Raw genomic sequence first — 26,593 nt, 5'->3', positions numbered from 1 at the left:
AGGGTTCAGACCCGCGCTACACCCTCGATTGCGATGAGCCGGTTAAATTAGAGGTCGAGCCTAGTGAGTTAGATACAAGACTGTCGCGTAGAATGTGGGAAAAGCATCAAAATTATATAGACTTTAAAGAAGCTATTGATTCCCTTTCTCCGGGCGCGCTATTTATCAGTGCAAATAGGTTAACCGAAGCTTATCAGGGTGAACTGCATGATCGCAGAAGTGGTAGTCAATCGGCCGGAGGGAGCGAGGCAAAAAATCCGATAGGTAGCTTACTGTCCACCCTAGAAAAAATGTTTACACAATTGGCGCTTGCAGAGCTTTCATCCGAAGGCGCCAGCGATCAATCAATGGCGTATAGCAATACCACGGATGCGATCTTAAGCATGCAACCCGCGCCTTCGGGATCAGTTGCAAGAGAACAATTGGAAAATACAATTGTAAATCTCTTGGAGCTAGGGCCTCCCTATGAGAAATACGGTCTAATTTCCTTGCGACAAGTTAGAGATATTAAAGATAAAATTTCTGACGTTCGTTCAAATCACCGTAATCTTATGTACTTACACGCGGCATTGATGCCATATTTTGATACCCTTCAGGAGCAAATCAATAGTTTACTAAAGGCTCAATCCCTGATTGACCGATATGTAACAACAATAAACTATTTTCTCGACCGGAAGCAGCTGCAGTTTTCTTCAAGCCGAGGCTTTAGCTTGGAGGGGAGTGACGGGGAGTCCTTGGACCCGGCACTTTTATCTAGCGGCGAGCAGCATCTAATTTATTTAATTACCCAAACGGTACTGGCGACGAAAACGTCAAAATTTGTAATTATCGATGAGCCTGAAATCTCTCTGGGGATCGATTGGCAAAGGGATCTTTTGTATCGTTTGTTGTTTTGCACCGAACCACAACCCACCCAAATATTAGTGGCATCACACTCCATCCAGGTTATGGATTTCCTTGATGATGAAGCAATTGTAATTCCAGGGGAGTTGGAGTGACTAATAGACCAAGAAAATTGTTGTCCGAGCTCTTCCGTGAAGTACGACTGACGGGTGGATCTTACGTAATAGTGGAAGGGAGGTCGGATGTAACATTTTTTCAAGTTTGGGCAAGGAAGCTTCATTTTAACCCTGCTCCAATATTTCTCGAAGTCGACAGACTCGAGGTTGGACCTGACATCCTGATGTCATACAATTTCAATGATAGTCAAAGATCGAGGGTTGTAGTCGTAGCGCGAGAAGCTTTTGAGAGGGGAGTATCGCTCAGATGTGTCGCCGACCGGGATACTGGGTGCAATGTTGAGAATAACAACTTCGAGACATTATTGTGGACCGACTACCCGGCCATCGAGAGCTATGCGATGACCCGTTCAGTACTTGATCTTATGAATATTTCGATATTCCGGAATCGCTACAATGCAGATGATTTATTTAATGACCTTTCGCGCATTTTGTCATTAATATATTCCTTGAGATTAAGGGTATCCAATTTACCAGCCTTAAATTATGACAAGGGCTTCCCTCAGAGGGGAGTGCTGGATAAATTCACTCTAGAGCGCGCTGTATCGGACCAGCATAAAGAGTTGGCCAAGACCTGCGCCCCGAGCAAAGCCACGGACCCGCGAAAGGTGTCGTATGGCCACGATATTGCCAGCCTGCTATTCTTTCACGATAAGCAATTTTTTAAAGGCACCCTTCACATAACGGATGTAGCACAATTAGAGGATCAGATGCTGAAGGTTGTGGAGATGGATGGAAATTATCGCACGGAGCCATTATTCCAACAACTCGAACACTGGCTGAATGCATAATATCTAAATTATCATGAAGTCGCACCGACCTGATGGGTTTAACATTTAAGTGCATCTCCATATAGTTCAATTTGACGAGGTGCGAAACCTGCAATAGATGGCTCACAGGCTGGCATTGTCGCATGAAGGGCCACGGGGAAGGTGGCCGTCTTCGCCCGCCCGTTGAGAAGCTTGTGGGTGGTGTGGACGAAACTGTCGCAGTTTGTGGTATGGCGAAGGTTTGCGAGAGTCCGCGAGCAGCTCTGAGCTGAATCCAGCTGCACTTCGGGAGGCTGGCCGACCTGTGCGATCCTCTCCCATCCCTCGCTACTCACTGCTCGTAAATGCGCCCGATATATCAAGGCGGAGACGCTTGCCGAACTCTACGACCGAGTCGCGTGATCGCGATCGCGTGCCCTGAACGTCGAACCCAGAGGCCTTCAAAGGCTTAGTGGTGCCATGATGTTGTACCAGCCAGAACGGCAAAAACGGAGAAGGGATTGTCATGGCCATTAGTGCCACCGAGGCCCGCAAGATGCTGTTCCCGCTCATCGAGCGTGTGAACCAGGACCAGGAGGCCGTCGAGATCGTCTCCCGCAAGGGCAACGTGGTGCTCATGCCCGCTGACGAGTACGCGGCCTGGCAGGAGACGGCCTACCTGTTCCGCTCGCCCGCCAACGCCCGCAGGCTGCTCGACGCGTACGACCGCGCCCGCGCAGGGAAGACCCAGGCCCACGAACTCGATCGTTCTGACGAGACTGCCGGCCAGACCCGGGACCACTGAGTGCGACTGGTCTGGGACGAGGCCGCCTGGGAAGACTACACATACTGGCAGACGGCCGACCGGAGGATCCTCAAGCGGATCAACCTGCTCATCGATGCCTGCCTGCGCGAGCCGTTCGAGGGCATTGGCAAGCCCGAGCAGTTGAAGTACGGGGCGCAGGGGGCGTGGTCGCGGTGGATCAATGAGGAGCATCGACTCGTCTACCTCGTGGACGACGGGGATCTGATTATCCTCCAGGCCCGCTACCACTATTGATCCGGGCTGCCCTACGGATGGTCGGCTTGCTGTCGCGTTGACGGCGGGTGTGGCACGGCGAGAGGCCTGCACAGCCCGCCCCTTGACGCGCGGGCTCTCCCGCTCCTCCACACGGGCGGCGCATCGGGCCCACGTCAGCTCGGTTGTTGGGTGGAGTGGGCCGCATGAGCGGCATCGATTTCAGGGGACGACGGCGGTTTCGGGACAGCCCGGCCACCGAGCGGTTGGCGGCACTGCTGGGAGAGGACGAAATCTCCGGGGCAACGGGTGAGACCGCCCTGCCCGGGGACCGCGATCCCGCGGGGGAGCCACCGGCGGAGGACGCGCATTCTCGTCACCGCGAGGATGTTCTCGTGCGGCGTCGGCTCTCCCGCCCCGCCGTGGTCGTGCTGTGCGTGGTGCTGCTGCTCGCGGTGGTGCTGGGCGGGATGTCCCTGCTCCTGCGCGGAGACGACGCGGCCGTGGTCACATCGGCCGCGGTCTCCGGTGGGGGAGCGGGAACGTCGGACGACGACGGCGCGGCGTCCGGTGACGGGGCGGGAGCCGGAGAGTCGTCGGGCGCGTCCGGTCACGGCCGCACCGGCGCGACGTCGCACGCCAGCCCAGAGGTAGCCAAGGCCTCGAATGGGGCGACGGCGGGAGCCCAGGACACGGGTGTGCTCACCGTGCACGTGGTCGGGGAGGTCAAGGATCCCTCCGTGGTCACCCTCTCCCCGGGTGCACGTGTCATGGATGCCGTGCAGGCCGCCGGGGGATTCACCTCCGCTGCGGTGAAAGACCGCCTCAACCTCGCCCAGACCGTGCAGGACGGTGCACAGATCATGGTTCCCAACAAGGGCAACGCGGACCGCGTGGCGGCCGAGCAGAGTGGTGGAGCGGCGTCGTCCTCCGGGTCTGCGGCGGACACCGGCTCTGGTGCCGCATCCGCTGCTGGGGGAACGGGTGGTACCAGCGGGGCGGCGGGCGGTGGTTCCGGAGGAACAGGTGCTGGCGCCGGCAAAGCCTCCAGAGGGGCGGCCGCGGGCGGGACTCTGGTGAACCTGAACACCGCCACGGCTGCGGAGTTGGAGACATTGCCGCGCGTGGGGCCGGTGCTGGCGCAGCGGATCGTGGACTTCCGCACGCAGCACGGGCCGTTCACCGCGCCCGAGCAGCTAGACGACGTCAGCGGTGTAGGGCCCATGATGCTCGAGGCACTGCTGCCGCTGGTCACGGTATGACGGGTCAGTGGGACCTGCGGCTGTTGCCCGTGGCGGTGAGCACGTGGCTGTGCTCGATCCGCACGCTCCTGGACGGCTGGGAGGCCGGGACCTGGGGTGCCGTCATCAGCGTGGTCTTCTTCACGGTGGCGTGGTTCGCTCCCACGTGGCTTCGTGACCACGTTTCCCGCACCCTCCACTGTCTCCAGACCTGGGCCCCGCGGGCCCGTCGTGGCGGACGGGCTCGTCGCCGCGAGCGGGGCGAAGATACGTCACCACGTTTCCCGGGTGCAGCACTCGGACAAGTGGCACCGGGGCAGACGTCGTCACGGCCAGCGGGCGCAGGCGCGCGACGTCGTCTGGGGCCCGCGCTCGTGCTGCCCGTAGTCATCGGGATCGCGTCCGCCGCGGGGATCGTCACGGCGCTCGCCGCCGCGGCGCCCGCCCGGGAGTTCCTGGTCGCCCACCCCGCCGGGTCGGTGGTGCGGGTTCAGGCAGACGTCCAGGGAGCGCCGTCGTCGTACACCTCAGGACCGGCGCCGGGGGAGCAGGAGGCGTCCCACGGTGTGGCCGTAGACCTGCGCATCGCCGTCGCGGACGGCTCGCCACAGGACGTTGCCGCCACGGTCTTCGCCACGGACCCCGCGTGGGGCACTGTCGAGGTCGGGCAGCGCGTCGACGCCGTTCTGAGCGTGACCGCCACCGCGGACCCGGCACACCTCACCCTGCGGGGCTCCTCGCCGCCGACCCCTGCGAGGGAGGGCGACGAACAGGAGCACGGGAACGGCCTGCCGACGACTGTCCGCGAGGACCTCGCCCGTCTCGCCGGGGAGCACGGCGCGGTGAGTGCGGGACTCGTGCCCGGCATGACCGTGGGGGACACCTCCCGGCTGCCCGACGCGCTGGCCCAGAGCATGAAGGACACGGGGCTCACCCACCTCACCGCCGTCTCCGGTTCCAACTGTGCGCTCGTGATGACCCTGACCGGGTACACCGCTCTCGCGCTCGGAGCGGGGCGCCGCGGGTGCGTCCTCGCGGGGCTGGCGGCGCTCGCCGGTTTCGTGGTGCTGGTGGGACCGGACCCCTCCGTGCTGCGGGCCGGCGTGATGGGCGCCCTGGGAGGGCTGTCCATGCTCACCGGCCGCCCCGGGGTGAGCCTCAACGCGCTGTGTGCCGCCGTGACGGGGCTCGTGCTCGTGGAACCGCAGCTGGCCATCGACTACGGGTTCGTGCTCTCCGTGCTGGCGACGGCGGGCATCGTCGTCAGCGCCCGCCCTGTCACCCGGCTGCTCGCCATGCGCGTGCCCACGGTGCTCGCGGTGTGCGTGGCCGTCCCAATGGTTGCCCAGCTGTGGTGCGGGCCCGTGCTGCTTCTGCTCAATCCCACACTGCCGCTCTACAGCCTGCCCGCGAACATGGCGGCCTCCCCGCTCGTCCCGGTCGTGACTGTCGCCGGGCTGCTCGCGGTGTGCGTCCTGCTCGCGGGCCACCTCCTCACCCCGGTGCTGCAGCTGCTGGTGCCCGGCACACCCGACCCCGCCGTGTTCACCGCCTGGGAGCGGACCGCCGGACTGCCCGTGGGCCTCGCCTCCTACCCCGCGCGCCTGCTCGGCCGCATTGCCGACACCTTCGCCGGACTCCCCGGCGCGCACCTGCCCTGGCCCCCGGGGATCGCCGGGATCGTCCTGCTCACCGCGGCAACCCTGCTCGCGCTCGCCGCTCTGCACGCCCTCGACCACCGCATGCGTCGCCCCGGACCCACCCGAGGCACGGTCACCTCGACCCCGGCCGAGCCGCCCCTGCCCGACGCCGTGTGGCGCGTCCGCGCCCGGGAGCACCGGTTCCGACGCCGCGCCCTCGCCATCACCGCGGCCCTCACACTGCTGGCGCTGCTCGTCACGGCCGTGGTGTGGTGGCTGCGCCCCGCACCAGCGTGGGAGTCCGTGGTGTGCGACGTGGGGCAGGGCGACGCCGTGCTGCACCGCACGGGGGAGCACAGTGCCGTGCTCGTGGACGGCGGCCCCGACCCCCGGGCACTGACCCAGTGCTTGCGGCAGGCCGAGGTCACCCACCTGGACGCGGTGATCGCCACCCACGACCACGCCGACCACGTTGCCGGATTGGAGGGGCTCGCCGAGGCCGTGGCCGTGGACCGCGTCTGGTACTCCGCCGCCGGGGACATCCCACCGGACGAGCTCAGCCAGTGGGCGGACATCGCCACGCGCCCTGCTCCCGGCGAGCAGCTGCGCCTGGGGCCGCTCACCGTGGAGGTTCTCGCCCCCGCACCTCCGCCCACTGTCCCTGATGGCTCCCCGACGGCAGGCACGGCGCCGCCAGGCACCGGGGCAGGCGGCTCCGGCGGCAGCACGACACCACGCCCCCCGCACCGGAAGGTCACCTCCGAGGACGAGAACAACGCCTCCCTCGTCCTGCTGCTGACCCTCGACGGCCCCGACGGCACCACCACCTGGCTCAGTGCAGGCGACCTTGAAGCGGACGGCTACCGCCGTACGCTGCACACCCTCCCCGGCGGACACCCACCCCCGGTCGACGTCCTCAAGGTCTCCCACCACGGCGCCCGCAACGGCGGCATCGACATCATTCGTGACACCCACCCGGCGCTCGCCGTGATCTCCGTGGGGGAGGACAACAGCTACGGCCACCCGCACCCCGGGACGGTCGCCGCGTTGCAGGAGGTGGGCGCTGCAGTGGCCCGCACCGACCAGAACGGCGCGCTGTGGGTGCACCGCGAAGGAGATCGCGTGGTCGTGTCACGGCGCTGAGCCGGGGAGCACCAGCAGAAATATCGCGAGGGAAAGATCTGTTGTGCACCACGAAACACCGGGCATCCGCGCCGGTCACCCCGGGGTCGTGCGTCGTCAGGAGCCCGCCCCCCGGCGCCCCCGTGCTCGTGCCACTCAATGGAAGGACTCCCATGCGCTCCACCCTGTTCGAACCACTCACCCTCCGCGGCCTCACGGTCCGCAACCGGCTGTGGATCCCGCCCATGTGCCAGTACTCCGCGTTTGGGGAGGACGGCGTGCCCACGGACTGGCACCTCGTGCACTACGGATCGCTCGCCGCCGGTGGGGCGGGGGCCGTGATCGTGGAGGCGAGCGCCGTCGTGCCCGAGGGCCGGATCAGTCCCCGGGACCTGGGACTGTGGAACGACGAGCAGCGGGACGCCCTCGTGCGGATCGTGGACTTCGCCCACCAGCAGGGCGCGGCCATTGGCGTGCAGCTGGCCCACGCGGGGCGCAAGGCCAGCACGGAGGCCGCCTGGGGCTCCGAGAACCCCGGCCGGTCCATCGCGCCGCAGAACGGGGGCTGGCAGACCGTGGGCCCCTCCGCCGTCGCCTTCCCGGGGCTCGCCGAGCCAGTCGCGCTGGACGGGCAGGGCCTCGACGACGTCGTGGCCGCGTTCGCCGCCTCGGCCCGCCGTGCCGTGGAGGCCGGCATGGACTTCGTGGAGCTCCACGGCGCCCACGGGTACCTCCTCCATGAGTTCCTCTCCCCGCTGAGCAACGAGCGCACGGACGAGTACGGCGGCACCCTGGAGAACCGCGCCCGGCTGCTGCTGCGCGTCACCGACGCCGTCCGCGACGTGATCCCCGAGGACATGCCCCTGCTCGTGCGCCTCTCCGCCACCGACTGGACCGAGGGCGGGCTCACGGTCGCCGACACCTCCCGCGTCTCCGGGTGGCTCGCCGAGCACGGCGCGGACCTCATCGACGTCTCCTCCGCCGCCAACGTGCCCGCCGAGATTCCCGTGGGCCCCGGCTACCAGGTGCCCCTCGCCACCGAGATCAAGACCACCGCCGGAGTCCCCGTGGCCGCCGTCGGCATGATCGACACCGCCTGGCAGGCCGAGCAGATCATCGCCACCGGCCTCGCCGACGTGGTGCTCATGGGCCGCGAAGCCCTCCGCGACCCCCACGCGGCCCTCACCGCCGCCCACACCCTCGGCGTCCCCGACGCCCCCGTCCCCGGCCAGTACGAACGCGCCTACCGCCGCCCACCCCGCACCCGGTGAGCCCCGGCGCTCGCCGGACGACGAGGCGAGCGTGATCCGGCGGTGAACACCGAGCACGTGAGCCCGGGCGCTCGCGGGACACCGCTTGATCTGCGATGCGGAGTGGAACGACGAGCAAGGGTCGGGGTGGACCCGGGACGACGACGCGGCCCCGGCACGCGTCCGCGGTGCCGCACGCGGCTGCGCCGGCTCCCGCCCTGCACAGACCCTCCGGGGGTGTCTGCACCCACGGCTAGCATGGGGACGCAGCGTCGGCGTCCCGACCCCGCACCTTCCGGTGAGGGGGCTCGCTCGCACCCGGTCCCGGGCGGCGTCGTCGCCCGAGCAGTCGGCCACGATCGAGGAGCACCATGACCCCGGCACGCACGTCTTCCCGCCGACAGGCGCCCACGGCCCCGCAGACCTCCTGGCGTGAGGCCGTTCCTCAGCCGCTCGTGCTGGCCTCCGGCTCGGACGAGTACATCCTGCAGCGCATCAGGGAGACCCTCCGGGACACCATCCGTGCGGAACGGGGTTCCTGCGAGGTCACGGACATCGCGGCCGGGGACTACGAGCCGGGCCAGCTCGCCGTGGTCACCAGCCCGTCCCTCTTCGACGACCCCAAGCTCGTGTGCGTCCAGGAGCTCGCGGGCATGAACGAGCACCTGCTGGCGGACGCCCTGGCCTACGTGGCCAACCCGGATCCGGACGTCACGGTGCTGTGGCAGCACTCCGGCGGGAACCGCGGCAAGAAGCTGCTGGACGCCCTCAAGGAGAAGGCCCTCGTCCTGGACTGCGCCCCGCCCAAGTCGGACCGGGACAAGTCCTCGTTCGTCCTCGCGGAGTTCCGTGCGCAGAACAAGCGCATCGAGCCCGACGCCGCCCGCGCCCTGGCCGCGGCGGTCGGCACCTCCACCGCCGAGCTGGCTGCCGCGTGCGCCCAGCTGATCGCGGACGGCCCCGTGACCGTGGACCTCGAGCTCGTGGAGAAGTACTACGGCGGCCGCGTGGAGGTCACCGCGTTCCGGGTGGCGGACGCCGCGGTGGCCGGCAACGCGGAGCAGGCCCTGAAACTGTGGCGTCAGGCCGTGGACGTCGGGGTGGACCCGGTGCCCATGGTGGCCACGCTGGGCTCGAAGATGCGCCTGATCGCCGTCACGGCCGGTTCCCGCGGGGGAGCGGGGCAGATCGCCCGTGACGTCGGGGCTGCGCCGTGGCAGGTGGAGCGCGCCCAGAACGAGGCGCGCCGGTTCACGGCCCAGGACGTCACCCGGGCGCTGCAGGCCATCGCCGAGGCCGACGCCCAGGTCAAGGGGGCCTCCCGGTCCCCGTACTTCGCGGTGGAGCGGGCCATCACGGTGATCGCCACCTCCGGGCACCGCTGAGCGGGCACCACAACACCGACAACGGCGGGGCCACCGAGGATCGCGAACGCGGGCACCGTGCAACCGCACGCCGCGGCACCGCGCGCAAGGGTACGGGGCCACCGTGACCTGAACGGTCAGTCCTGGGCGGCGCTGAGTAGCGACTCCGCACCGACGGACCGCTGGCGGGACACGACACTGTCCTCACACGAGAACGGGCCCGGTACTCGCGAGGAGTGCCGGGCCCGTGTGCTCCGTCAGTGCGACGGTGTCAGCCGATTCAGATCTTGGCGACCTTCTTGGCCAGACCGGACTTCTTGTTGGCCGCGGTGTTCTTGTGCAGAACGCCCTTGGACACGGCCTTGTCGAGCTTGCGGGACGCGGTGCGCAGGGTCTCGGCGGCGGCGTCCTTGTTGCCGGACTCGACAGCGGCATCCACCTTGCGGATGAGCGTCTTGAGCTCGGACTTGTACGATTTGTTGCGCAGGCGAGCCTTCTCGTTGGTGAGGATGCGCTTCTTCTGCGACTTGATGTTGGCCACGTGTAACTCCTAGAACGATTGCGGAAGTAGGTCAGTGAGGGCTCACGGATGGTCATCGACTGAGTTGTGAGAGTGGGGATGCTCGGTGGCAACCATCCGCTGTGCCCGACGACCAGCGCGGACACACAGCGGACTACTTTAGCAGACCAGAGCCGCGGATGCCCGCTGCGCCGCGTCGGGGTGTGCCGCCGGGTCCGTGCTGGGGTGACGCTCCGCGGCACGGGCGGGCACGGACCGAGTCGAGAGCGGGCGTCCGGCGCCGCCCCGGTGCCACCAGGACTCCACCCGGCTCAGCGCCGCCGCGTCAGCTCCGCGGCCACGGCCTCGAACCGAGCGCGGTCCAGCACCGCCCCCTCGCGCCGCACGTCCTCCGGCCGCACCGGGATGATCCGGTCAATCCGCGCCTCCGAGGGCCGCCCGGAGCGGTCCCAGCCGCCCACGCCCACCTCCACGTAGGAGGGGTCGTCGTGACGGGCGGTGTCGTGGTTCTTGGAGGTCAGCATCACGCACAGCAGGTGCTCGCCGGCCCGGTCCACGATCAGCACGGGCCGGTCCTTCCCGTGCGAGTGGTCCTCCTGGTAGGGCACCCAGGCCCACACGACCTCCCCGGGATCGGGCCGACCGTCCGGTTTCGCGGCCCACCGCGGGTTCACGGGCCCCGTCCAGTCACCGGGGTACGGCGCGGAGGTGCCGGGTGCGCGGGTGCCCGGGGACGACGTCGCCCTGCCCGGCCGGGCGCGCGAGGTGCCGTTCTCGTGGGCGAAGGTGGGCGGCGGCGTCGTGCCCCGGGAGCGAGACGAGCGGGAGGCGGGACCGCGGGAGCCCGCGTAGCGCTGGTACATGCGGACGAGGCGCAGCCCCTGGTTCAGCAGTCGAGTGATGTCGGCCATGGGGACATCGTAGGGGGACCGGTTCGCCCCCGGCCCGGGATCATGGGAAACTGGGGAGTCATCCTGAGAACGAAAGGACCGCCCGTGTCACCGTTGGCCGTCAATCCACCGGCACCTGCCTCGACCGACCCCTCGGTGATCAGGAACTTCTGCATCATCGCCCACATCGACCACGGCAAGTCCACGCTGGCGGACCGGATGCTGCAGGCCACGGGGGTGGTGACGCCCCGGCAGATGAAGGCCCAGTACCTGGACCGCATGGACATCGAGCGCGAGCGCGGGATCACCATTAAATCCCAGGCGGTGCGCATGCCGTGGAACGTGGACGGCACGGACTACGCGCTGAACATGATCGACACCCCGGGCCACGTGGACTTCACGTACGAGGTCTCCCGCTCGCTGGCGGCGTGCGAGGCCACCATCCTGCTGGTGGACGCCGCCCAGGGCATCGAGGCGCAGACGCTGGCGAACCTGTACCTGGCGCTGGAGAACGACCTAACGATCATCCCCGTGCTCAACAAGATCGACCTCCCGGCCGCGCAGCCGGAGAAGTACGCCGCGGAGCTTGCCAACCTGATCGGCGTGGAGCCCGAGGACGTCCTGAAGGTCTCGGGCAAGACCGGTGAGGGCGTGGAGGAGCTGCTGGACCGCATCGTGCGGGACGTGCCCGCGCCGCAGGGAAAGAAGGACGCGCCGTCGCGCGCCATGATCTTCGACTCCGTGTACGACACCTACCGCGGCGTGGTGACCTACGTGCGCGTGGTGGACGGAACCCTGGTGCCGCGCGAGCGGATCCAGATGATGTCCACCGGCGCCACGCACGAGCTGCTGGAGATCGGGGTGATCTCGCCCGAGCCGATCCCGTCGAAGGGGCTGGGCGTGGGGGAGGTGGGCTACCTCATCACGGGCGTGAAGGACGTCCGCCAGTCGCGCGTGGGCGACACGGTCACCAACCAGCAGAAGCCGGCGCAGCAGTCCCTGGGCGGCTACGAGGATCCCAAGCCCATGGTGTTCTCGGGCCTGTTCCCCGTGGAGGGCTCCGACTACCCGGTGCTGCGCGACGCCCTGGAGAAGCTGCAGCTCAACGACGCCGCCCTGGTCTACGAGCCCGAGACGTCCACGGCGCTGGGCTTCGGCTTCCGCTGCGGCTTCCTGGGACTGCTGCACCTGGAGATCACCCGCGACCGTCTGGAGCGCGAGTTCAACCTGGACCTGATCTCCACCGCACCGTCCGTGTCCTACAACGTGACGCTCGAGGACCACTCCGAGGTGGAGGTCACCAACCCGTCCGAGTTCCCGGAGGGTCGGATCCTGGAGATCCGCGAGCCCATGGTCTCCGCGACGATCCTTGTGCCCTCGGAGTTCATCGGCGCGGTCATGGAGCTCTCCCAGTCCAAGCGCGGTGAGATGAAGGGCATGGACTACCTGTCCGAGGACCGCGTGGAGCTGCGCTACCGGTTGCCGCTCGCGGAGATCGTCTTCGACTTCTTCGACCAGCTCAAGTCCAAGACCCGCGGCTACGCGTCCCTCGACTGGAAGGCGGACGGCGAGCAGGCGGCAGACCTCGTGAAGGTGGACATCCTGCTGCAGGGCGAGCAGGTGGACGCGTTCAGCGCCATCACCCACAAGGACAAGGCCTACTCCTACGGCGTGCTCATGACGGGCAAGCTGCAGAAGCTCATCCCGCGCCAGCAGTACGAGGTCCCCATCCAGGCGGCCATCGGCTCGCGCATCATCGCGCGCGAGAACATCCGCGCGATCCGCAAGGACGTGCTCTCCAAGTGCTACGGCGGTGACATCTCCCGCAAGCGCAAGCTGCTCGAGAAGCAGAAGGAGGGCAAGAAGCGCATGAAGATGGTGGGCCGCGTGGAGGTCCCCCAGGAGGCCTTCGTGGCCGCGCTGTCCTCGGACGAGGACAACGGGAAGGACAAGAAGAAGTAATGCCCGCCCAACCCGAGGGGGACCCGGCGCCGTCGGACGGGGCCCTCCCGGCCTCTGCGGTCGCGCGCGCCGCGGACCGCACGCTGAGCCTCTACGTCCACGTCCCGTTCTGCGCCGTGCGCTGCGGCTACTGCGACTTCAACACGTACACCATGGAGCAGCTCGGGGACGGGGTCTCGCGGGACGACTACCACGACGACGCCGCGGCCGAGGTCCGCTTCGCCCGTTCCGTCCTCGACGCCGCGGGGGCGCCCCCGCGGGCGCTGCACAGCGTGTTCTTCGGGGGCGGCACGCCCACGCTGCTGCCCGCCCGGGAGCTTGTGAGCATGCTGGAGCAGGCCCGCGAGAGCTTCGGCCTGGCACCCGGTGCCGAGGTCACGGTCGAGGCCAACCCGGACTCCGTGACCCCCGAGACCTTCGAGGTGCTGGCCGGTGCCGGTGTCACCCGCGTGTCCTTCGGCATGCAGTCCGCGGTTCCGCACGTGCTGGCCGTGCTGGAACGCACCCACACGCCGGCCAACGTGCCGCGCGCCGTCGGCTGGGCCAAGGCGCAGGGTCTCGGCACGAGCGTGGACCTGATCTACGGCACGCCGGGGGAGTCCGTCGCGGACTGGGAGGCCTCGCTCGACGCCGCCCTGGCCATGGACTCGGACCACGTCTCCGCGTACTCGCTGATCATCGAGGACGGCACCAAGCTTGCCGCCCAGATGCGCCGCGGCGAGGTCCCCCTGGTGGACCCGGACGACCAGGCCGAGAAGTACACGCTCGCAGACGCGAAGCTCACCTCCGCCGGGTTCCAGTGGTACGAGGTCTCCAACTGGTCCCGCGCCGCCCATGGTCGCAGCGCCGAGCAGAACCGCAGCGCGCACAACCTCGCCTACTGGCGCAACCAGGACTGGTGGGGGATCGGCCCCGGGGCGCACTCGCACAGCGACGGCGTGCGGTGGTGGAACCTCAAGCACCCCCTGCCGTACACAAACAGGGTGCGGGAGGGCATCTCCCCGGCGGTCGGACGCGAGACCCTGGACGCCGAGACGCAGTACGTGGAGCACGCGATGCTCGGCATCAGGATCCGCGAGGGCCTGGAGATCTCGGGGCTGCGTCCCGAGGGGCGCCGCGCCGTGGCCGGTCTGATCGCGGACGGCTGGCTCGACGGTCCGGCGGCGCTCAGGGGCAGCGCGGTGCTGACGGATGCGGGACGGTTGATGGCCGATGCCGTCACCCGGCGCCTGCTCGACTGGTGAGCGCGGCTCACACGGTGAGCCGCACGGGGTGCCCGGAGACGGCGCCCGTGTGCCGGACGCCGGGCGGGGATCAGTCGCGGGAGGCCACGATCCGGTCGTAGAGGTGCGTGTTGCCGCGGTACTGGTACGGCTCGCCGCGGTTGACCTTCACGCCGGCGACCACGGAGGCGATCGCGAGCCACAGCCACGTGACGGCGGCGATCACGGAGAACAGCCAGCCCACGGCGGGCACGAGCGAGAGCACGATGCCGGCGAGGACCACGATGCTCGGCAGCAGGGTGAAGTTCAGGGCCTCCCGGGACTCCTGCGCGGTGAACGGGCCGCGGTCCGCGAACACGCGGTGGATCACGTAGCTGGGCAGCGCGCCGACCACTCCACCGAGATGGGCGAGGGTGGCCCACTGACGGTCCTGTCCCACGTCGAGGGGCTGGGCCTGCGCGGGCACGGCCTCGAAGGCGGGTTCCTCGGTGGGGGTGGAGGTGGTGGGGGCGGTCTCAGTCACGGGTGGGTGTCCCTTTCAGGGGCGGTAGCCGAACCGGGTGGATCACGGTCCCGGTGGGGCCATTCTACGGTGCTTTCCTGGGAACGGACCCGTCCCGGAGCGGATTGCCCCTGTGACTCCGGACATGCCGAATCAGGTCAGTCGGCGCCCGGGGCGGTCAGGAAGTCGATGAGCTCCTCGACCCGCCCGAGCAGCGCGGGTTCGAGGTCCGAGTAGCTGTCCACGCGGGAGAGGATGGCCTGCCAGGCCCGGCCCACGTCCTGCGGGGTGCGGTGGGGCAGCCCGAGCGCCTTGGCCATGCCGGTCTTCCAGTCCACCCCGCGCGGGATCTCCGGCCACGCCGCAATGCCCAGCGCGGAGGGCTTCACGGCCTGCCAGATGTCCACGTAGGGATGGCCCAGGATCAGCACGTTGCCGCGGGCACCGGGCACCGCGAGCGCCTGCTCGGCGATCCGGGACTCCTTGGACCCCGTCACGAGGTGGTCCACGAGGATGCCCAGGCGGCGCTGCGGCCCGGGTTGGAAGTCGGCGATGGCGGCCGGGAGGTCGTCGATGCCGTGCAGGGGTTCCACGACGATGCCCTCCACGGCGAGGTCGTGCCCCCAGACCTTGGCGACGAGCTCGGCGTCGTGGTAGCCCTCGACCCACACGCGGGACTCCTTGGCCACCGAGGCGCGCAGGTTCTCCACGGCCACGGAGCCCGAGCGGGTGATGCGCGGTCCGGCGGGTGCTGCGCGCGGTGCGGGCGAGGTGAGACGCACCGGTTCGCCGTCGAGCAGGAAACCGGGGCCCAGGGGGAAGGCCTTGACGCGGCCGTGGCGGTCCTCCAGGCCCACGACGCGCATGCCGCCCACCACCTCCACGCTGACGACGGCGCCCACCCAGCCGGTCTCGACGTCCTCCAGGACCATGTCGGGTGCCACGGGGACCTCGCGGGCCGCGGGGGAGCGGCGGGAGACCTCGGGGCTGCCGAGGTCCTGCGGGCCCCAGCTCCAACCGGGTGCGTTCACGGGGTCTCCATGGGTAGGTTCGGAGGCGGTGCCCGGGCGGGCAGAGCATTGGGTCGGACGAATCAGCCGCGAGCGTATCAAAGGCCCGGCCGGGACCACGGGCAATAGACTTCCCTGATTAGCACTGTGATGTTTCGAGTGCCAACATTATTCGCGGCCCGTGAGGGCCCATCCGCACTCGTGACGTGAGGCACGGGGTGGCGCACCGCCATCCCGCCGGGACCGGGAGGTGAGAGACATCGAGCATCCGCGCAGGGCGCAGATCCTGCGGACCATCGTGGAGGACTACGTCCACTCCCGCGAGCCCGTGGGGTCCAAGGCGCTCGTGGAACGCCACCGTCTGCCCGTCTCCTCGGCCACCGTGCGCAACGACATGGCGGCGCTGGAGGAGGACGGGCTGATCGCCGCACCCCACACGAGCTCGGGGCGGATCCCCACGGACCGCGGCTACCGCGTGTTCGTGGACCAGATCGCGGCGCTGCAGCCGCTCACCCCCGCTCAGCGACGGGCGGTGCAGGTCTTCCTTGACGGCGCGCACGACCTCGACGACGTCATGGAGCGCACCGTGCGCCTGCTGGCGCAGCTGACGCACCAGGTCGCGGTGATCCAGTACCCCGTGCGCACCGGTGACACCGTCCGTCACGTGGAGCTCGCGGCCGTTCAGGGGGACGCCCTGCTCGTGGTGCTGATCCCGTCGAGCGGACGGGTGGTGCAGCGCACCCTCGTGCTGGGGGAACCTGTGGACGAGGCGGGCGTGCTGGAGCTGCGCGCGGCGGTGCTCGCGCGCGTGCTGGGCCGTCCGCTCGAGACCGTGCCGGGCGCCGTCGTCGACCTCCCGGCCGCACTGCCGGAGCCGCTCCGCGGGGCGGGGCGGGCCGTCGCCGAGGCGCTGACCGCGCTGGCCGCCGCGTCCGACGACCACCGGCTCGTGATGGCGGACACCGCGAACCTCGCGCGCTTCAGCGGGGACTTCCCGCAGAGCATCTCCCCGGTGCTCGAGGCGCTCGAGGAACAAGTGACCATGCTGCGGTTGTTGTCGGAGATGCAGCAGGACGAACGCGGCGTTGCCGTGCGGATCGGCTCCGAGGAGTTCGACGACCCGCTCGCGGAGGCGGCCGTCGTCGCCACCGGCTACGGTCCACGGGACGCCTCCAAGGTGGGGGTCGTGGGCCCCACACGCATGGACTACCCCACCACCATGGCCTCCGTGAGGGCCGTGGCCCGATACCTCTCCAAGAACCTCGGGGACTGAGCGCCCCACGGCGCCGCCCCGGCACAGACCACCGACCCAGAGACGAAAGCAGAAGCGACAGCATCGTGAGCGACCACTACGAAACCCTCGGCGTGAGCCGTGACGCCAGCGCCGAAGAGATCAGGCGCGCCTACCGCAAGAAGGCCAGGAAGCTGCACCCGGACGTGAACCCGTCCCCGGAGGCGGCCGAGGAGTTCAAGCGCGTCTCCCACGCCAACGACGTCCTCTCCGACCCCGAGAAGCGGCGCGTGTACGACGCCACCGGCAACGAGAACGGCACGGATACCGGCTTCGGCGGGGGCTTCCCCGGCAGCGGCTTCGGCTTCTCCGACATCTTCGAGACCTTCTTCCAGGGCGCCGGCGCCGGTGGGCAGCGCGGACCGCAGTCCCGCACCCGCCAGGGCCAGGACGCGCTGATCAACGTGCGGATCTCGCTGAAGGACGCCGTGTTCGGCGTGGAGAAGGACATCACCGTGGACACCGCGGTCACGTGTCCCACATGCGAGGGCACGTGCTGCCAGCCCGGCACGAGCCCCACCACGTGCAGCATGTGCAAGGGCTCCGGGCACATGCAGTACCAGCGCCAGTCGATCCTGGGCATGGTCACCACCCAGGCGCCGTGCTCCCAGTGCAACGGCTTCGGCACCGTGATCGAGCACCCGTGCCACGAGTGCTACGGCGAGGGCCGCGTCCGCGACCGCCGCCCCCTCACCGTGAAGATCCCCGCGGGCATCCAGTCCGGCAACCGCATCCGCCTGGGTGGACAGGGCGAGGCCGGCACCGCCGGGGGACCCAACGGGGACCTCTTCGTGGAGCTCAAGGTGGACCCGGACCCCACGTTCGTGCGCGAGGGCGACGACCTCCACGCCCGCCTGCGCATCCCCATGACCGCCGCCGCCCTGGGCACCACGGTCACGCTGGAGACCTTCGACGGCACCCGCAGCGTGGACGTCAGCCCCGGCACCCAGTCCGGGGCGACCATCACGCTCGACGACCTCGGCGTCACCCACCTGCGCGGCAAGGGCCGCGGCGACCTCCAGGTGCACTTCGAGGTGGAGACCCCGCGCGACCTCACCGGGGAGCAGAAGGAGCTGCTCGAGCGCCTGGCCGAGCTGCGCGACGAGCAGGCCCACGACGGCACCACCGTGGGGACCTCTCCCTCCGGCGGCTTCTTCTCCCGCCTGCGGGACCGGTTCAACGACCTGTGACGAACCCCGTCTTCCACGCGCCGCACCTCACCGGGCTCCACCCCGGTGAGGTGCTCGACGTGCACGGTCCCGAGGCCAAGCACGCCGTGACCGTCCGGCGCCTGCGGACGGGTGAACCCCTGGACCTCGTGGACGGCCACGGCACCCGCGCGAGCTGCACCTTCACCTCCGGGGAGAAGGACCGCATGAGCGTCACCGTGGCGGACATCCGCCACGAGGAACCGCGCACGCCACGGTTCACGCTCGTGCAGGCCCTCGCCAAGGGGGACCGAGACCTCCAGGCCGCGGAGACCGCCACCGAGCTGGGTGTGGACCGCGTGATCCCGTGGCAGGCGGACCGCAGCATCGTCCGCCTGCGCGGCGAGCGCGCGGAGAAGACCATGGCCAAGTGGGACTCCACGCTCACCACGGCCGCCAAGCAGTCGCGCCGGGCCCACTGGCCGCACCGTGAGGACTGGGTGGACACCTCACGCCTCGCCCGGCTCGTCGCCGCGGAGACGGACACCCTCTGGCTGCTCCTCCACGAGACCGCCACCACCACGTGGGCGGCCTCGGACACGGCCGCCTGGGCGGAGCATCCCCGGATCGCCGTGATCGTCGGTCCCGAGGGCGGCATCGGCGAGGACGAGACGCGCACGCTGACCGAGGCCGGTGCGCAGACTCTGCGCCTGGGAGACACCGTGATGCGCTCCTCGACCGCCGGTCCCGCCGCACTGGCGGCACTGCAGGCCGTGCTGGGCCTCTGGGGCTGAACGCCGGGACACACGAGGCACAGCCCGTCAGGACGTCGTCGCGTGCGCGTCACCGTACGCGCGCGCACCTCCGGTGGGCCTCCTGCGGGACTCTCAGCCGGCGGGCTGGACCGTGATGACGTGGTCGTCCGAGAACTCGGTGCCGTGGTCGTCGGTGCCCGTGACCTTGATCCGGTAGTCGCCGGGATCGAGCTCCAGCGTGGTCCTCAGCTCGGTGCCCACGGTGGGATCGGTGCCGGGGGACGCGGCCTGGACCTTGCCGCTCTTCACGGTGCGGTCGCCCTGCAGGACCTCCCAGCGGACGTCGTGCACCACGGGCAGCGCGCGCAGGTAGAGGGTCAGCGGACTGCCCGGGTTGGAGTCGGTCTGCGGGTCGATGAGCCACACGGGCGCCGCCAGGGACGAGTCGCGGGTGAGCGGCTGGGACAGGTCCACGGAGCCGAAGGCCTTGAAGCCGCTCTGGCCGTCCACGAGGATGCGCACCTCCTTGGCCGTGGAGGCGTCGAGCAGTCCGGCGGTGACGGCCGCGGCCGACACGGTGTAGACCATCTGCTGCAGCGCGAGGCGCGCGTCCTTCTCCGAGAGCTGCGTGCTGAACGCGGCGGCGGGCAGATCCACCGTGATGGTGCCGTCCGGCGAGACCGAGGTCCCCACGGTGCCCACGGGAGACCACAGCGTGCGGTAGTCGGGGTCGTCGGGCGTGGACTGCGTGACCATGGCGGCCGCCTGGGCCACGGGGTCTGCGGTGCTCGTGTCCTCGGGGTCGCCGAACTCCCGGAAGAGGTAGCCGGACTGGTCGCCGGTGCCCACCCAGTACACGGGGGCCTGCTCGGTGGCCACGCCGTCGAGGGCCTCGCCCGTGTTCCCGGGTGCCGCGCCGATGCCCGGTGCCGCGGCAGAGTTGGTGCCGGGGCGGTCCGCGGCGGTGCCGCACGCCGCCAGGCCGAGGGCGAGGGAGACCGCCACCACCGCGGCGGTGGCGCGCAGGGAGCGACGGCGCTGCACCCGTCGACTCGGTCTCACGCGGCTCTCGCCCTCCCTCTCTGCTCCGTCTCTGATGCGTGCTGCTCTGCGATCCTCGTGCTCGTCGCCGTGCTCCACTCCCACGCGGCCGTCACGGCGACGGCGCGGGAGATTTTATCGGCTCCACAACATACCGACGAGCAGTGGCACGCGCTAACCCGCAGGCTCTCCCGGAGCAGACCGTTACCGGATCGAAACCCACGTCGGGGGTCGAACCCGTGAACAGGGAGGTGCCCTGGGCGGAAAAGCGCTGTGGACCGGAGCGTGACGGAGCGGACCGGTAGGCTGGTGCCCGATGACGCACCAATCCGCGCAGCAACCCGAGGGGATGGCACCACTGACCACTGCACCCAGCGAACGCACCCGTGTGACCGTGCACATGCCGGACCGAGACACCGCCGTGCGGTGCCTGGGACAGTCCGACCACACGCTGAGACTCCTGGAAGGCGAGTTCCCCGCGGTGCGCATGACCGTGCGCGACCTCGACGTCGCCCTGGAGGGCCCCGTTCTCGACACACGGCTCGCGGCGTCGCTGCTCGAGGAGCTGCTGGCCATGGCCCTGCGGGGCACGGAGATCACCGAGCGCACGGTGCTGCGCGTGTCCCGCATGATGCGCGAGTCACAGCAGGTGCGCCCGGCGAGCGCCCTGTCCACGAGCATCCTCTCCACGCGCGGGCGCACCATCCGCCCGAAGACCGTGAACCAGAAGACGTACGTGGACGCGATCGACGAGCACACGGTGGTCTTCGGCATCGGTCCCGCCGGCACAGGCAAGACCTACCTGGCCATGGCCAAGGCGGTGCGCGCCCTGCAGGCCAAGGAGGTCAACCGGATCATCCTCACGCGTCCCGCGGTGGAGGCGGGGGAGCGGCTGGGCTTCCTGCCGGGTTCCCTCAACGACAAGATCGACCCCTACCTGCGCCCCCTCTACGACGCCCTGCACGACATGATGGACCCCGAGTCCATCCCGCGGCTCATGGACGCCGGCACCATCGAGGTCGCCCCGCTCGCGTACATGCGCGGGCGCACCCTCAACGACGCCTTCGTGATCCTGGACGAGGCGCAGAACACCACGCCCGAGCAGATGAAGATGTTCCTCACCCGCCTCGGCTTCGGCTCGCGCATCGTCGTCACGGGTGACGTCACCCAGGTGGACCTGCCCGGTTCCACGAAGTCCGGGCTGCGCCAGGTGCAGCACGTGCTGGGGAAGATCGACGACATCGCCTTCTGCGAGCTGACGGCCGAAGACGTCGTGCGCCACGAACTCGTGGGGGAGATCGTCGCCGCCTACGACCAGTTCGACACCACCAACCGGCACCGTGTGGAGCGCGCCCACCGCAAGGAGGACCGCCGTGCGGCGGCCCAGCACCGGGACACCGGGCACCAGGGGATGCCGGAGGGGGATGCGCGGTGAGCGTGTCCTTCGACCTGCCGTGGGACACGGCCGGGGAGCTCGCGCAGCTTCCCGCGTGCTACCGCGCCGTAGACACCGAGCAGCTCGAGGCACTCGTGGCGCTCGCCTTCACCCGGTGGCACCTGCACCCCGACACGGAGGTCTCCATCGCCGTGGTGGACGAGGAGCAGATGGCCGAGCTGCACGTGCAGTGGCTGGGCCTCCCCGGCGCCACGGACGTGATGTCCTTCCCCATGGACGAGCTGCGCGAAGGCACCGCCGAGGAGCCGAGCCTGGGTGTCCTGGGGGACGTCGTGCTGTGCCCGCCGGTGGCCGAGCGCCAGGCGCAGGCCGCGGGACACAGCACCCAGGACGAGCTCTGCCTGCTCACCGCCCACTCGCTGCTCCACCTGCTGGGCCACGACCACGCGGAGGAGGACGAGCGCACCCGCATGTTCACCGCACAGCGCGCCCTGCTCGAGGAGTTCCTGGGCCGCGACGCCCCCGTGGAGACCATGGCATGAGCGCAGACCAGCGCGTGATCCACCGCCCGCGGCACGGAAGCCCGGCGCACGGCGCGCTGCTCCGGCAGAGTGCCGCACATCCCCCGACCCACCGTACGAGCGAGGACACAGCATGACGCAGGATCTCACCGCAGAGCACGATCCGGACTTCCGGGCCGGTTTCGCCGTGTTCGTGGGGCGCCCCAACGTGGGCAAGTCCACGCTCACCAACGCGCTCGTGGGCCGCAAGGTCGCGATCACCTCCAACCGGCCGCAGACCACCCGGCACACCATCCGGGGCATCGTGCACCGCGAGGACGGTCAGCTGATCCTCGTGGACACCCCGGGTCTGCACCGGCCGCGCACGCTGCTGGGCCAGCGCCTGAACGACGTCGTGGCCGAGACGCTCGGACAGGTGGACGTGATCGGCTTCTGCGTCCCCGCGGACCAGAAGGTCGGCCCCGGCGACAAGTTCATCGCGCAGCAGGTCGTGGCGGCCGTGGGCCGCACCCCCGTGGTCGCCATCGTCACCAAGGCGGACCTCGTCCCCGGGGACCGGCTCGCGGAGCAGCTGATCGCCGTGAGCGAGCTGGGCCGCGAGGTCGTGGGGGAGGAGCGCGCCCACCGTGAGGCGCGGCGCCGACGGCGCGAGGCGGCGTCGTCGGGCGGCAAGGGTTCCCGGGGTGCCGGGGGGAGCGGCGCGGGCGCCACGTCCGGCGCCGAGGAGGCCGACGCCGGCTGGGCGCACGTGATCCCCGTGAGCGCCACGGACGGCTACCAGATGGAGGAGCTGGCCCAGCTGCTGGTGTCCCTGATGCCCAAGTCTCCGCCCCTGTACCCGGAGGGCGACCTCACGGACGAGCCCGAGATCACCATGATGGCCGAGCTGATCCGAGAGGCCGCGCTGGAGGGCGTGCGCGACGAGCTGCCGCACTCCCTGGCCGTGGTTGTGGACGAGGTCTCCGAGCGTGAGGGCCGGCCCGCGGACAACCCCATGCTCGACGTCCACGCGAGCGTGTACGTGGAGCGCTCGTCGCAGAAGGCGATCGTGATCGGCAAGCGCGGGGCGCGGCTGCGGGAGATCGGCACGCAGGCCCGCGGGCAGATCGAGTCGCTGCTGGGCACCAGGATCTACCTGGACCTGCACGTGAAGGTCGCCAAGGAGTGGCAGCGCGATCCCAAGCAGCTCTCCAAGCTCGGATTCTGAGCCGCCCCACACCCAGCACCGAGGCGCGGGGCGTATCGTGACCAAGCGGTCCCGGTACGCGCCCGGATCGCCCCAGCCCGAGGAAGACCCCCAGGAGACGTCACCGGTGGATCGCAGCCCAATACCCCGTCGCGGACGCCGCGCGCAGGAGAGCCAGGCCCCCTGGGCCGCGCACCCCGCGCGCCGCACCGACCGGGAGGGTGAGCCCTTCGACCTCGCCCAGACCGGGCGCCACCACCGGGCACGCGAGCACCGCGCCTCCGCCCGCAAGGTCACCGTCATCCTCGTGGTGCTCGCGCTGATCGCGGCCATAGGCATCGGCGGGATCGCGGCGCTGTGGCTCACGGGCAACCTGCAGTCCAGCCCCCTGAACCTCTCGGACGGTGCGGACGCCGTGGACGACGGTCCGCTCGACATCCTCGTCATGGGCTCGGACACCCGCAGCGGCACCGGCAACTCGGAGTACGGCAGCGAGGACGACGCCGAGGGCCGCACGGACGTCATGATGCTCGTGCACGTGACCGAGAAGCGCGATGCCGTCTCCGTGGTCTCCTTCCCGCGCGACCTCATGGTCGAGATCCCGCAGTGCACCGATCCGAAGAGCGGCAAGGTGTACCCGGCGCAGAAGGACATGCTCAACAGCGCCGTGGAGCGCGGCGGTCCCGGCTGCACCGTGGCGGCCATCAACAAGCTCACCGGCGTGAACATCGACCACTTCATGCTCGCGGACTTCAACGCGGTCAAGGAGCTCTCCTCCGCCGTGGGTGGCGTGGAGGTCTGCGTCAACAACGCCGTGGACGACCCCAAGTCCGGGCTGAAGCTGCCCGCCGGGATCTCCAGCGTGGAGGGCGAGCAGGCGCTGGCGTTCCTGCGGTCCCGCGCGGCGTTCGGCAACGGCGGGGACGAGTCCCGTATCCGCTCGCAGCAGTCGTTCCTCGCCTCCCTGACCCGCAAGATCCAGAAGGACGGCACCCTCACCAACCTGCCGGAGCTCTACCACATCGCCGAGGTAATGACCCAGAACCTGCACGTGGACGAGGGCCTGACCTCCATCCCCACGCTCGTGGGCATCGCCGGGACCCTCAAGGGCATCGACCCGGGCAAGATCGCGTTCGTGACCGTTCCCACGGAGGAGTACCCGGAGAACCCGAACCGGCTGCAGCTCGACGACGCCAAGGCGGAGAAGCTCTTCACCACCTTGCGCCAGGACGTCTCGGTCACGGACCCCGAGGATGCCTCCGCGTCCGCCACGCCCTCGTCCGGTGCGTCGGGCGGCGCGGCCCACCCGGGTGCTGCGGCGACGTCGCCCTCCGCCGCGCCGAGCGCGAGCCCCAGCTCCACCGCACCGGCCCTGGACCCGAAGATCGTGCCGATCGCCGTGAGCAACCGATCGGAGACCGGCGGCCGGGACAGCCAGCTCGTCTCTGTGCTCGAGAAGGCAGGGTACGACCAGGCGAAGACCGAGTCCTCCGGGGCGCAGCTGGCGGCCACGCAGATCTTCTACAACCCCAGCTGGGCACTGGCGGCGGACGACGTCGCCGAGCTGCTCAACATCCCCTCGAGCCAGCTCACCGCGTCCTACGACGTGCAGGGCGTGGAGGTGGCCGTTGGGCAGGACTTCCGCAGCGGCGAGAAGATGGACCAGAACTCCAGCCTCCCGGACGACCTCCAGGGCCAGACCGCCGAGCAGTTCACGTGCCAGGCCACCGCGGACGAGTGAGCCGCCGTTCGTAACGCGCGGGTGCCCGTCGGACCGGGTGGTACGTTGGATCACATGCGGCAGGACATGATGCTTCTCGTGCTTACGTGCCGCAGCGGGGCCTGAACCGATCCTTGACGGCCGACCACCCGCTGCGGAGTCTCGTGGTGCCGGCCCACAAGTTTCAGATCGAAAGGCCCTTCCCGTGAAGAACGTGCAGCGCGCATCCGGAATGCCCGTCCACAAGTACACCCCGTACCACCAGAACTTCCCGTTCGACATGTCCGACCGCACGTGGCCGGACAAGGTGGCCACCACGGCCCCGCGCTGGTGTGCCGTTGACCTGCGGGACGGCAACCAGGCGCTGATCGACCCCATGAACTCCGAGCGCAAGCTGAAGATGTTCGAGCTGCTCGTGCGCATGGGCTACAAGGAGATCGAGGTGGGCTTCCCGTCCGCCTCGCAGACCGACTTCGACTTCGTGCGGACCCTGATCGAGGGCGGCCACATCCCGGAGGACGTCACCATCCAGGTCCTGACGCAGTCCCGCGAGCACCTGATCGAGCGCACCTACGAGGCGATCGACGGCGCCCCCCACGCGATCGTGCACCTGTACAACTCCACGTCCACGCTGCAGCGGCGCGTGGTGTTCAAGCAGGACATGGACGGGATCGTGGACATCGCGCTGACGGGTGCCCGGCTGTGCCGCAAGTACGAGGAGCAGCTCAAGCACACCGCCGTGACCTACGAGTACTCGCCGGAGTCCTACACGGGCACCGAGCTGGAGTTCGCGGCGCGGATCTGCAACGAGGTCGCGGAGACCTTCGAGATCGGCAACGGCCGCGAGATGATCGTCAACCTGCCGGCCACCGTGGAGATGGCCACGCCCAACGTCTACGCGGACTCGATCGAGTGGATGGGCCGCCACCTGTACCAGCGCGACGACATCATCCTGTCCCTGCACCCCCACAACGACCGCGGCACCGGCGTGGCCGCCGCCGAGCTGGGCTACCTGGCCGGTGCCGACCGCATCGAGGGTTGCCTGTTCGGCAACGGTGAGCGCACCGGCAACGTGGACCTGGTGACGCTGGGCCTGAACCTGCTGACTCAGGGCGTGGACCCGCAGATCGACTTCTCGGACATCGAGGAGATCCGCCGCACCGTGGAGCACTGCAACCAGCTGCCCGTGCCGGAACGCAGCCCGTACGGCGGCGACCTGGTCTTCACCGCGTTCTCCGGCTCGCACCAGGACGCGATCAAGAAGGGCTTCGAGGCCATGCAGCAGGACGCCACGCAGCAGGGCGTGGGCGTGGACGAGCTCGAGTGGGCCGTGCCGTACCTGCCGATCGACCCCAAGGACGTCGGGCGCAGCTACGAGGCCGTGATCCGCGTGAACTCGCAGTCCGGCAAGGGCGGCGTGGCGTACCTGCTCAAGAGCGAGTACGGCATCGACCTGCCGCGCCGCGCACAGATCGAGTTCTCCGGCGTGGTGCAGAAGTTCACGGAGACCTCCGGCTCGGAGGTCACGGCCCAGCAGCTGTGGAAGATCTTTTCGGACGAGTACCTGCCCGCCAAGGACGGCGGGGACGCCACCTGGGGCCACTACCGGATCACGTCCATCTCCACCCACGCGGAGGACGAGGGCAACACGGTCCTGGAGATCGGCCTGGACGTCGGGGGAGAGCACCACGAGCGCAGCGCTCACGGCACCGGTCCGATCGACGCCCTGATCAACCTGTTCAACGACGAGGGCGTGGACGTCCGGCTGCTGGACTACACGGAGCACACGCTCTCGGCGTCCGCCAACGCGCAGGCCGCGAGCTACGTGGAGCTGGCCGTCGGAGACCGCGTCCTGTGGGGCGCGGGCATGGACAACAACACCACGCGGGCGTCCCTGAAGGCCGTCATCTCCGGCGTGAACCGTGCGGTGCGCGACGCGCAGCTGGCAGATCAGGCCTGATGCGTCGGTTCTGATCCTCCTGCGGCCCCGGTCTTCCTCGTGAGGGCGGGGGCCGTTGCCTGTCC

24 protein-coding genes are annotated in these 26,593 nt (G+C 69.0%); 18 read left to right on the top strand and 6 right to left on the bottom strand.

The window, feature by feature from the left end:
• From KVA01_RS08735 to KVA01_RS08715, 5 genes are all read left to right on the top strand, one after another.
• On the top strand, nucleotides 1-998 hold a 998-nt coding region (locus tag KVA01_RS08735), incomplete at its 5' end, for an AAA family ATPase (RefSeq protein WP_141269814.1).
• 362 nt (nucleotides 999-1,360) lie between these two features.
• Nucleotides 1,361-1,810: a hypothetical protein gene (locus KVA01_RS08730; protein ID WP_141269812.1), complete on the top strand. Its 450-nt coding sequence runs from the start codon at nucleotides 1,361-1,363 to the stop codon at nucleotides 1,808-1,810.
• Nucleotides 1,811-2,294: 484 nt separating this feature from the next.
• Complete coding sequence (locus KVA01_RS08725) at nucleotides 2,295-2,573, top strand: type II toxin-antitoxin system Phd/YefM family antitoxin (protein ID WP_141269810.1); 279 nt, start codon at nucleotides 2,295-2,297, stop codon at nucleotides 2,571-2,573.
• The gene (locus KVA01_RS08720) at nucleotides 2,574-2,828 is read left to right on the top strand and encodes a Txe/YoeB family addiction module toxin (protein WP_141269808.1); all 255 of its coding nucleotides are present in this window, start codon (nucleotides 2,574-2,576) and stop codon (nucleotides 2,826-2,828) included.
• 164 nt (nucleotides 2,829-2,992) lie between these two features.
• A complete protein-coding gene (locus KVA01_RS08715; protein WP_233438825.1) occupies nucleotides 2,993-4,048 on the top strand; it encodes a ComEA family DNA-binding protein in 1,056 nt (351 codons plus the stop codon).
• Between the two features lie 4 nt (nucleotides 4,049-4,052).
• Here KVA01_RS08715 and KVA01_RS12630 read toward each other — a convergent pair whose 3' ends face one another.
• Nucleotides 4,053-4,193 carry a hypothetical protein gene (locus KVA01_RS12630; protein ID WP_170221145.1) on the bottom strand — a complete coding sequence of 47 codons (141 nt, stop codon included), beginning with the start codon at nucleotides 4,191-4,193 and terminating at the stop codon, nucleotides 4,053-4,055.
• 208 nt (nucleotides 4,194-4,401) lie between these two features.
• Here KVA01_RS12630 and KVA01_RS08710 point away from each other — a divergent pair, with 208 nt between their 5' ends.
• From KVA01_RS08710 to holA, 3 genes are all read left to right on the top strand, one after another.
• On the top strand, nucleotides 4,402-6,810 hold the full coding sequence (locus KVA01_RS08710) for a ComEC/Rec2 family competence protein (RefSeq protein WP_141269806.1): 2,409 nt from the start codon (nucleotides 4,402-4,404) through the stop codon (nucleotides 6,808-6,810).
• Nucleotides 6,811-6,962: 152 nt separating this feature from the next.
• Nucleotides 6,963-8,060 (top strand): NADH:flavin oxidoreductase/NADH oxidase, encoded by a 1,098-nt coding sequence (locus KVA01_RS08705; RefSeq protein WP_141269804.1) that lies wholly within the window; start codon nucleotides 6,963-6,965, stop codon nucleotides 8,058-8,060.
• A 350-nt stretch (nucleotides 8,061-8,410) separates the two neighbouring features.
• Nucleotides 8,411-9,424, top strand: coding sequence for a DNA polymerase III subunit delta (gene holA, locus KVA01_RS08700; RefSeq protein WP_141269802.1), 1,014 nt, complete (start codon nucleotides 8,411-8,413; stop codon nucleotides 9,422-9,424).
• Between the two features lie 259 nt (nucleotides 9,425-9,683).
• On the opposite strand, the gene rpsT is transcribed toward holA, so the two are convergent.
• Both rpsT and KVA01_RS08690 read right to left on the bottom strand, forming a co-directional pair.
• Nucleotides 9,684-9,944 (bottom strand): 30S ribosomal protein S20, encoded by a 261-nt coding sequence (gene rpsT, locus KVA01_RS08695; protein WP_141269800.1) that lies wholly within the window; start codon nucleotides 9,942-9,944, stop codon nucleotides 9,684-9,686.
• A 290-nt stretch (nucleotides 9,945-10,234) separates the two neighbouring features.
• Nucleotides 10,235-10,834 carry a type II toxin-antitoxin system PemK/MazF family toxin gene (locus KVA01_RS08690; RefSeq protein ID WP_141269798.1) on the bottom strand — a complete coding sequence of 200 codons (600 nt, stop codon included), beginning with the start codon at nucleotides 10,832-10,834 and terminating at the stop codon, nucleotides 10,235-10,237.
• Between the two features lie 84 nt (nucleotides 10,835-10,918).
• On the opposite strand from KVA01_RS08690, the gene lepA reads away from it, so the two are divergent.
• Nucleotides 10,919-12,775, top strand: coding sequence for a translation elongation factor 4 (gene lepA / locus KVA01_RS08685; RefSeq protein ID WP_141269796.1), 1,857 nt, complete (start codon nucleotides 10,919-10,921; stop codon nucleotides 12,773-12,775).
• Nucleotides 12,775-14,019, top strand: a complete 1,245-nt coding sequence (gene hemW / locus KVA01_RS08680) for a radical SAM family heme chaperone HemW (protein ID WP_068467597.1) — start codon at nucleotides 12,775-12,777, stop codon at nucleotides 14,017-14,019. Before lepA ends, hemW begins: the two co-directional genes overlap by 1 nt.
• Nucleotides 14,020-14,089: 70 nt before the next feature.
• Here hemW and KVA01_RS08675 read toward each other — a convergent pair whose 3' ends face one another.
• On the bottom strand, nucleotides 14,090-14,521 hold the full coding sequence (locus KVA01_RS08675) for a DUF4870 domain-containing protein (RefSeq protein WP_233438824.1): 432 nt from the start codon (nucleotides 14,519-14,521) through the stop codon (nucleotides 14,090-14,092).
• A 137-nt stretch (nucleotides 14,522-14,658) separates the two neighbouring features.
• A complete protein-coding gene (locus KVA01_RS08670) occupies nucleotides 14,659-15,531 on the bottom strand; it encodes a DUF3097 family protein (RefSeq protein ID WP_068470252.1) in 873 nt (290 codons plus the stop codon).
• A 238-nt stretch (nucleotides 15,532-15,769) separates the two neighbouring features.
• Here KVA01_RS08670 and hrcA point away from each other — a divergent pair, with 238 nt between their 5' ends.
• The 3 genes from hrcA (at nucleotide 15,770) to KVA01_RS08655 (ending at nucleotide 18,743) form a co-directional block, all read left to right on the top strand.
• Nucleotides 15,770-16,783: a heat-inducible transcriptional repressor HrcA gene (hrcA, locus tag KVA01_RS08665; protein ID WP_141269825.1), complete on the top strand. Its 1,014-nt coding sequence runs from the start codon at nucleotides 15,770-15,772 to the stop codon at nucleotides 16,781-16,783.
• Between the two features lie 65 nt (nucleotides 16,784-16,848).
• Nucleotides 16,849-17,991 carry a molecular chaperone DnaJ gene (dnaJ, locus tag KVA01_RS08660; protein WP_068470251.1) on the top strand — a complete coding sequence of 381 codons (1,143 nt, stop codon included), beginning with the start codon at nucleotides 16,849-16,851 and terminating at the stop codon, nucleotides 17,989-17,991.
• Nucleotides 17,988-18,743 carry a 16S rRNA (uracil(1498)-N(3))-methyltransferase gene (locus tag KVA01_RS08655; protein WP_068470247.1) on the top strand — a complete coding sequence of 252 codons (756 nt, stop codon included), beginning with the start codon at nucleotides 17,988-17,990 and terminating at the stop codon, nucleotides 18,741-18,743. The genes dnaJ and KVA01_RS08655 overlap by 4 nt, the downstream gene beginning before the upstream one ends.
• A 93-nt stretch (nucleotides 18,744-18,836) precedes the next feature.
• Here the strand turns inward: KVA01_RS08655 and KVA01_RS08650 are convergent, their stop codons facing one another.
• Nucleotides 18,837-19,766 carry a GerMN domain-containing protein gene (locus tag KVA01_RS08650; protein WP_233438823.1) on the bottom strand — a complete coding sequence of 310 codons (930 nt, stop codon included), beginning with the start codon at nucleotides 19,764-19,766 and terminating at the stop codon, nucleotides 18,837-18,839.
• A gap of 295 nt (nucleotides 19,767-20,061) precedes the next feature.
• Between KVA01_RS08650 and KVA01_RS08645 the strand changes: the two genes are divergently transcribed.
• The 5 genes from KVA01_RS08645 (at nucleotide 20,062) to leuA (ending at nucleotide 26,528) form a co-directional block, all read left to right on the top strand.
• Nucleotides 20,062-21,180, top strand: coding sequence for a PhoH family protein (locus KVA01_RS08645; protein WP_371858576.1), 1,119 nt, complete (start codon nucleotides 20,062-20,064; stop codon nucleotides 21,178-21,180).
• On the top strand, nucleotides 21,177-21,683 hold the full coding sequence (gene ybeY / locus KVA01_RS08640; RefSeq protein WP_141269794.1) for an rRNA maturation RNase YbeY: 507 nt from the start codon (nucleotides 21,177-21,179) through the stop codon (nucleotides 21,681-21,683). The genes KVA01_RS08645 and ybeY overlap by 4 nt, the downstream gene beginning before the upstream one ends.
• Nucleotides 21,684-21,795: 112 nt before the next feature.
• Nucleotides 21,796-22,869: a GTPase Era gene (locus KVA01_RS08635; protein WP_141269792.1), complete on the top strand. Its 1,074-nt coding sequence runs from the start codon at nucleotides 21,796-21,798 to the stop codon at nucleotides 22,867-22,869.
• 37 nt (nucleotides 22,870-22,906) lie between these two features.
• Nucleotides 22,907-24,589: an LCP family protein gene (locus KVA01_RS08630; protein ID WP_233438822.1), complete on the top strand. Its 1,683-nt coding sequence runs from the start codon at nucleotides 22,907-22,909 to the stop codon at nucleotides 24,587-24,589.
• A gap of 211 nt (nucleotides 24,590-24,800) precedes the next feature.
• Nucleotides 24,801-26,528: a 2-isopropylmalate synthase gene (leuA, locus tag KVA01_RS08625; RefSeq protein ID WP_371858577.1), complete on the top strand. Its 1,728-nt coding sequence runs from the start codon at nucleotides 24,801-24,803 to the stop codon at nucleotides 26,526-26,528.
• Nucleotides 26,529-26,593: the final 65 nt, after the last annotated feature.

It is taken from the genome of Kocuria varians, assembly GCF_006539885.1.
In the GTDB taxonomy this organism is placed as follows: Bacteria; Actinomycetota; Actinomycetes; order Actinomycetales; family Micrococcaceae; genus Kocuria; species Kocuria varians.
The sequence above is the reverse complement of the archived record's forward strand: the minus strand, read 5'-3'. Positions and strand labels throughout refer to the sequence as shown.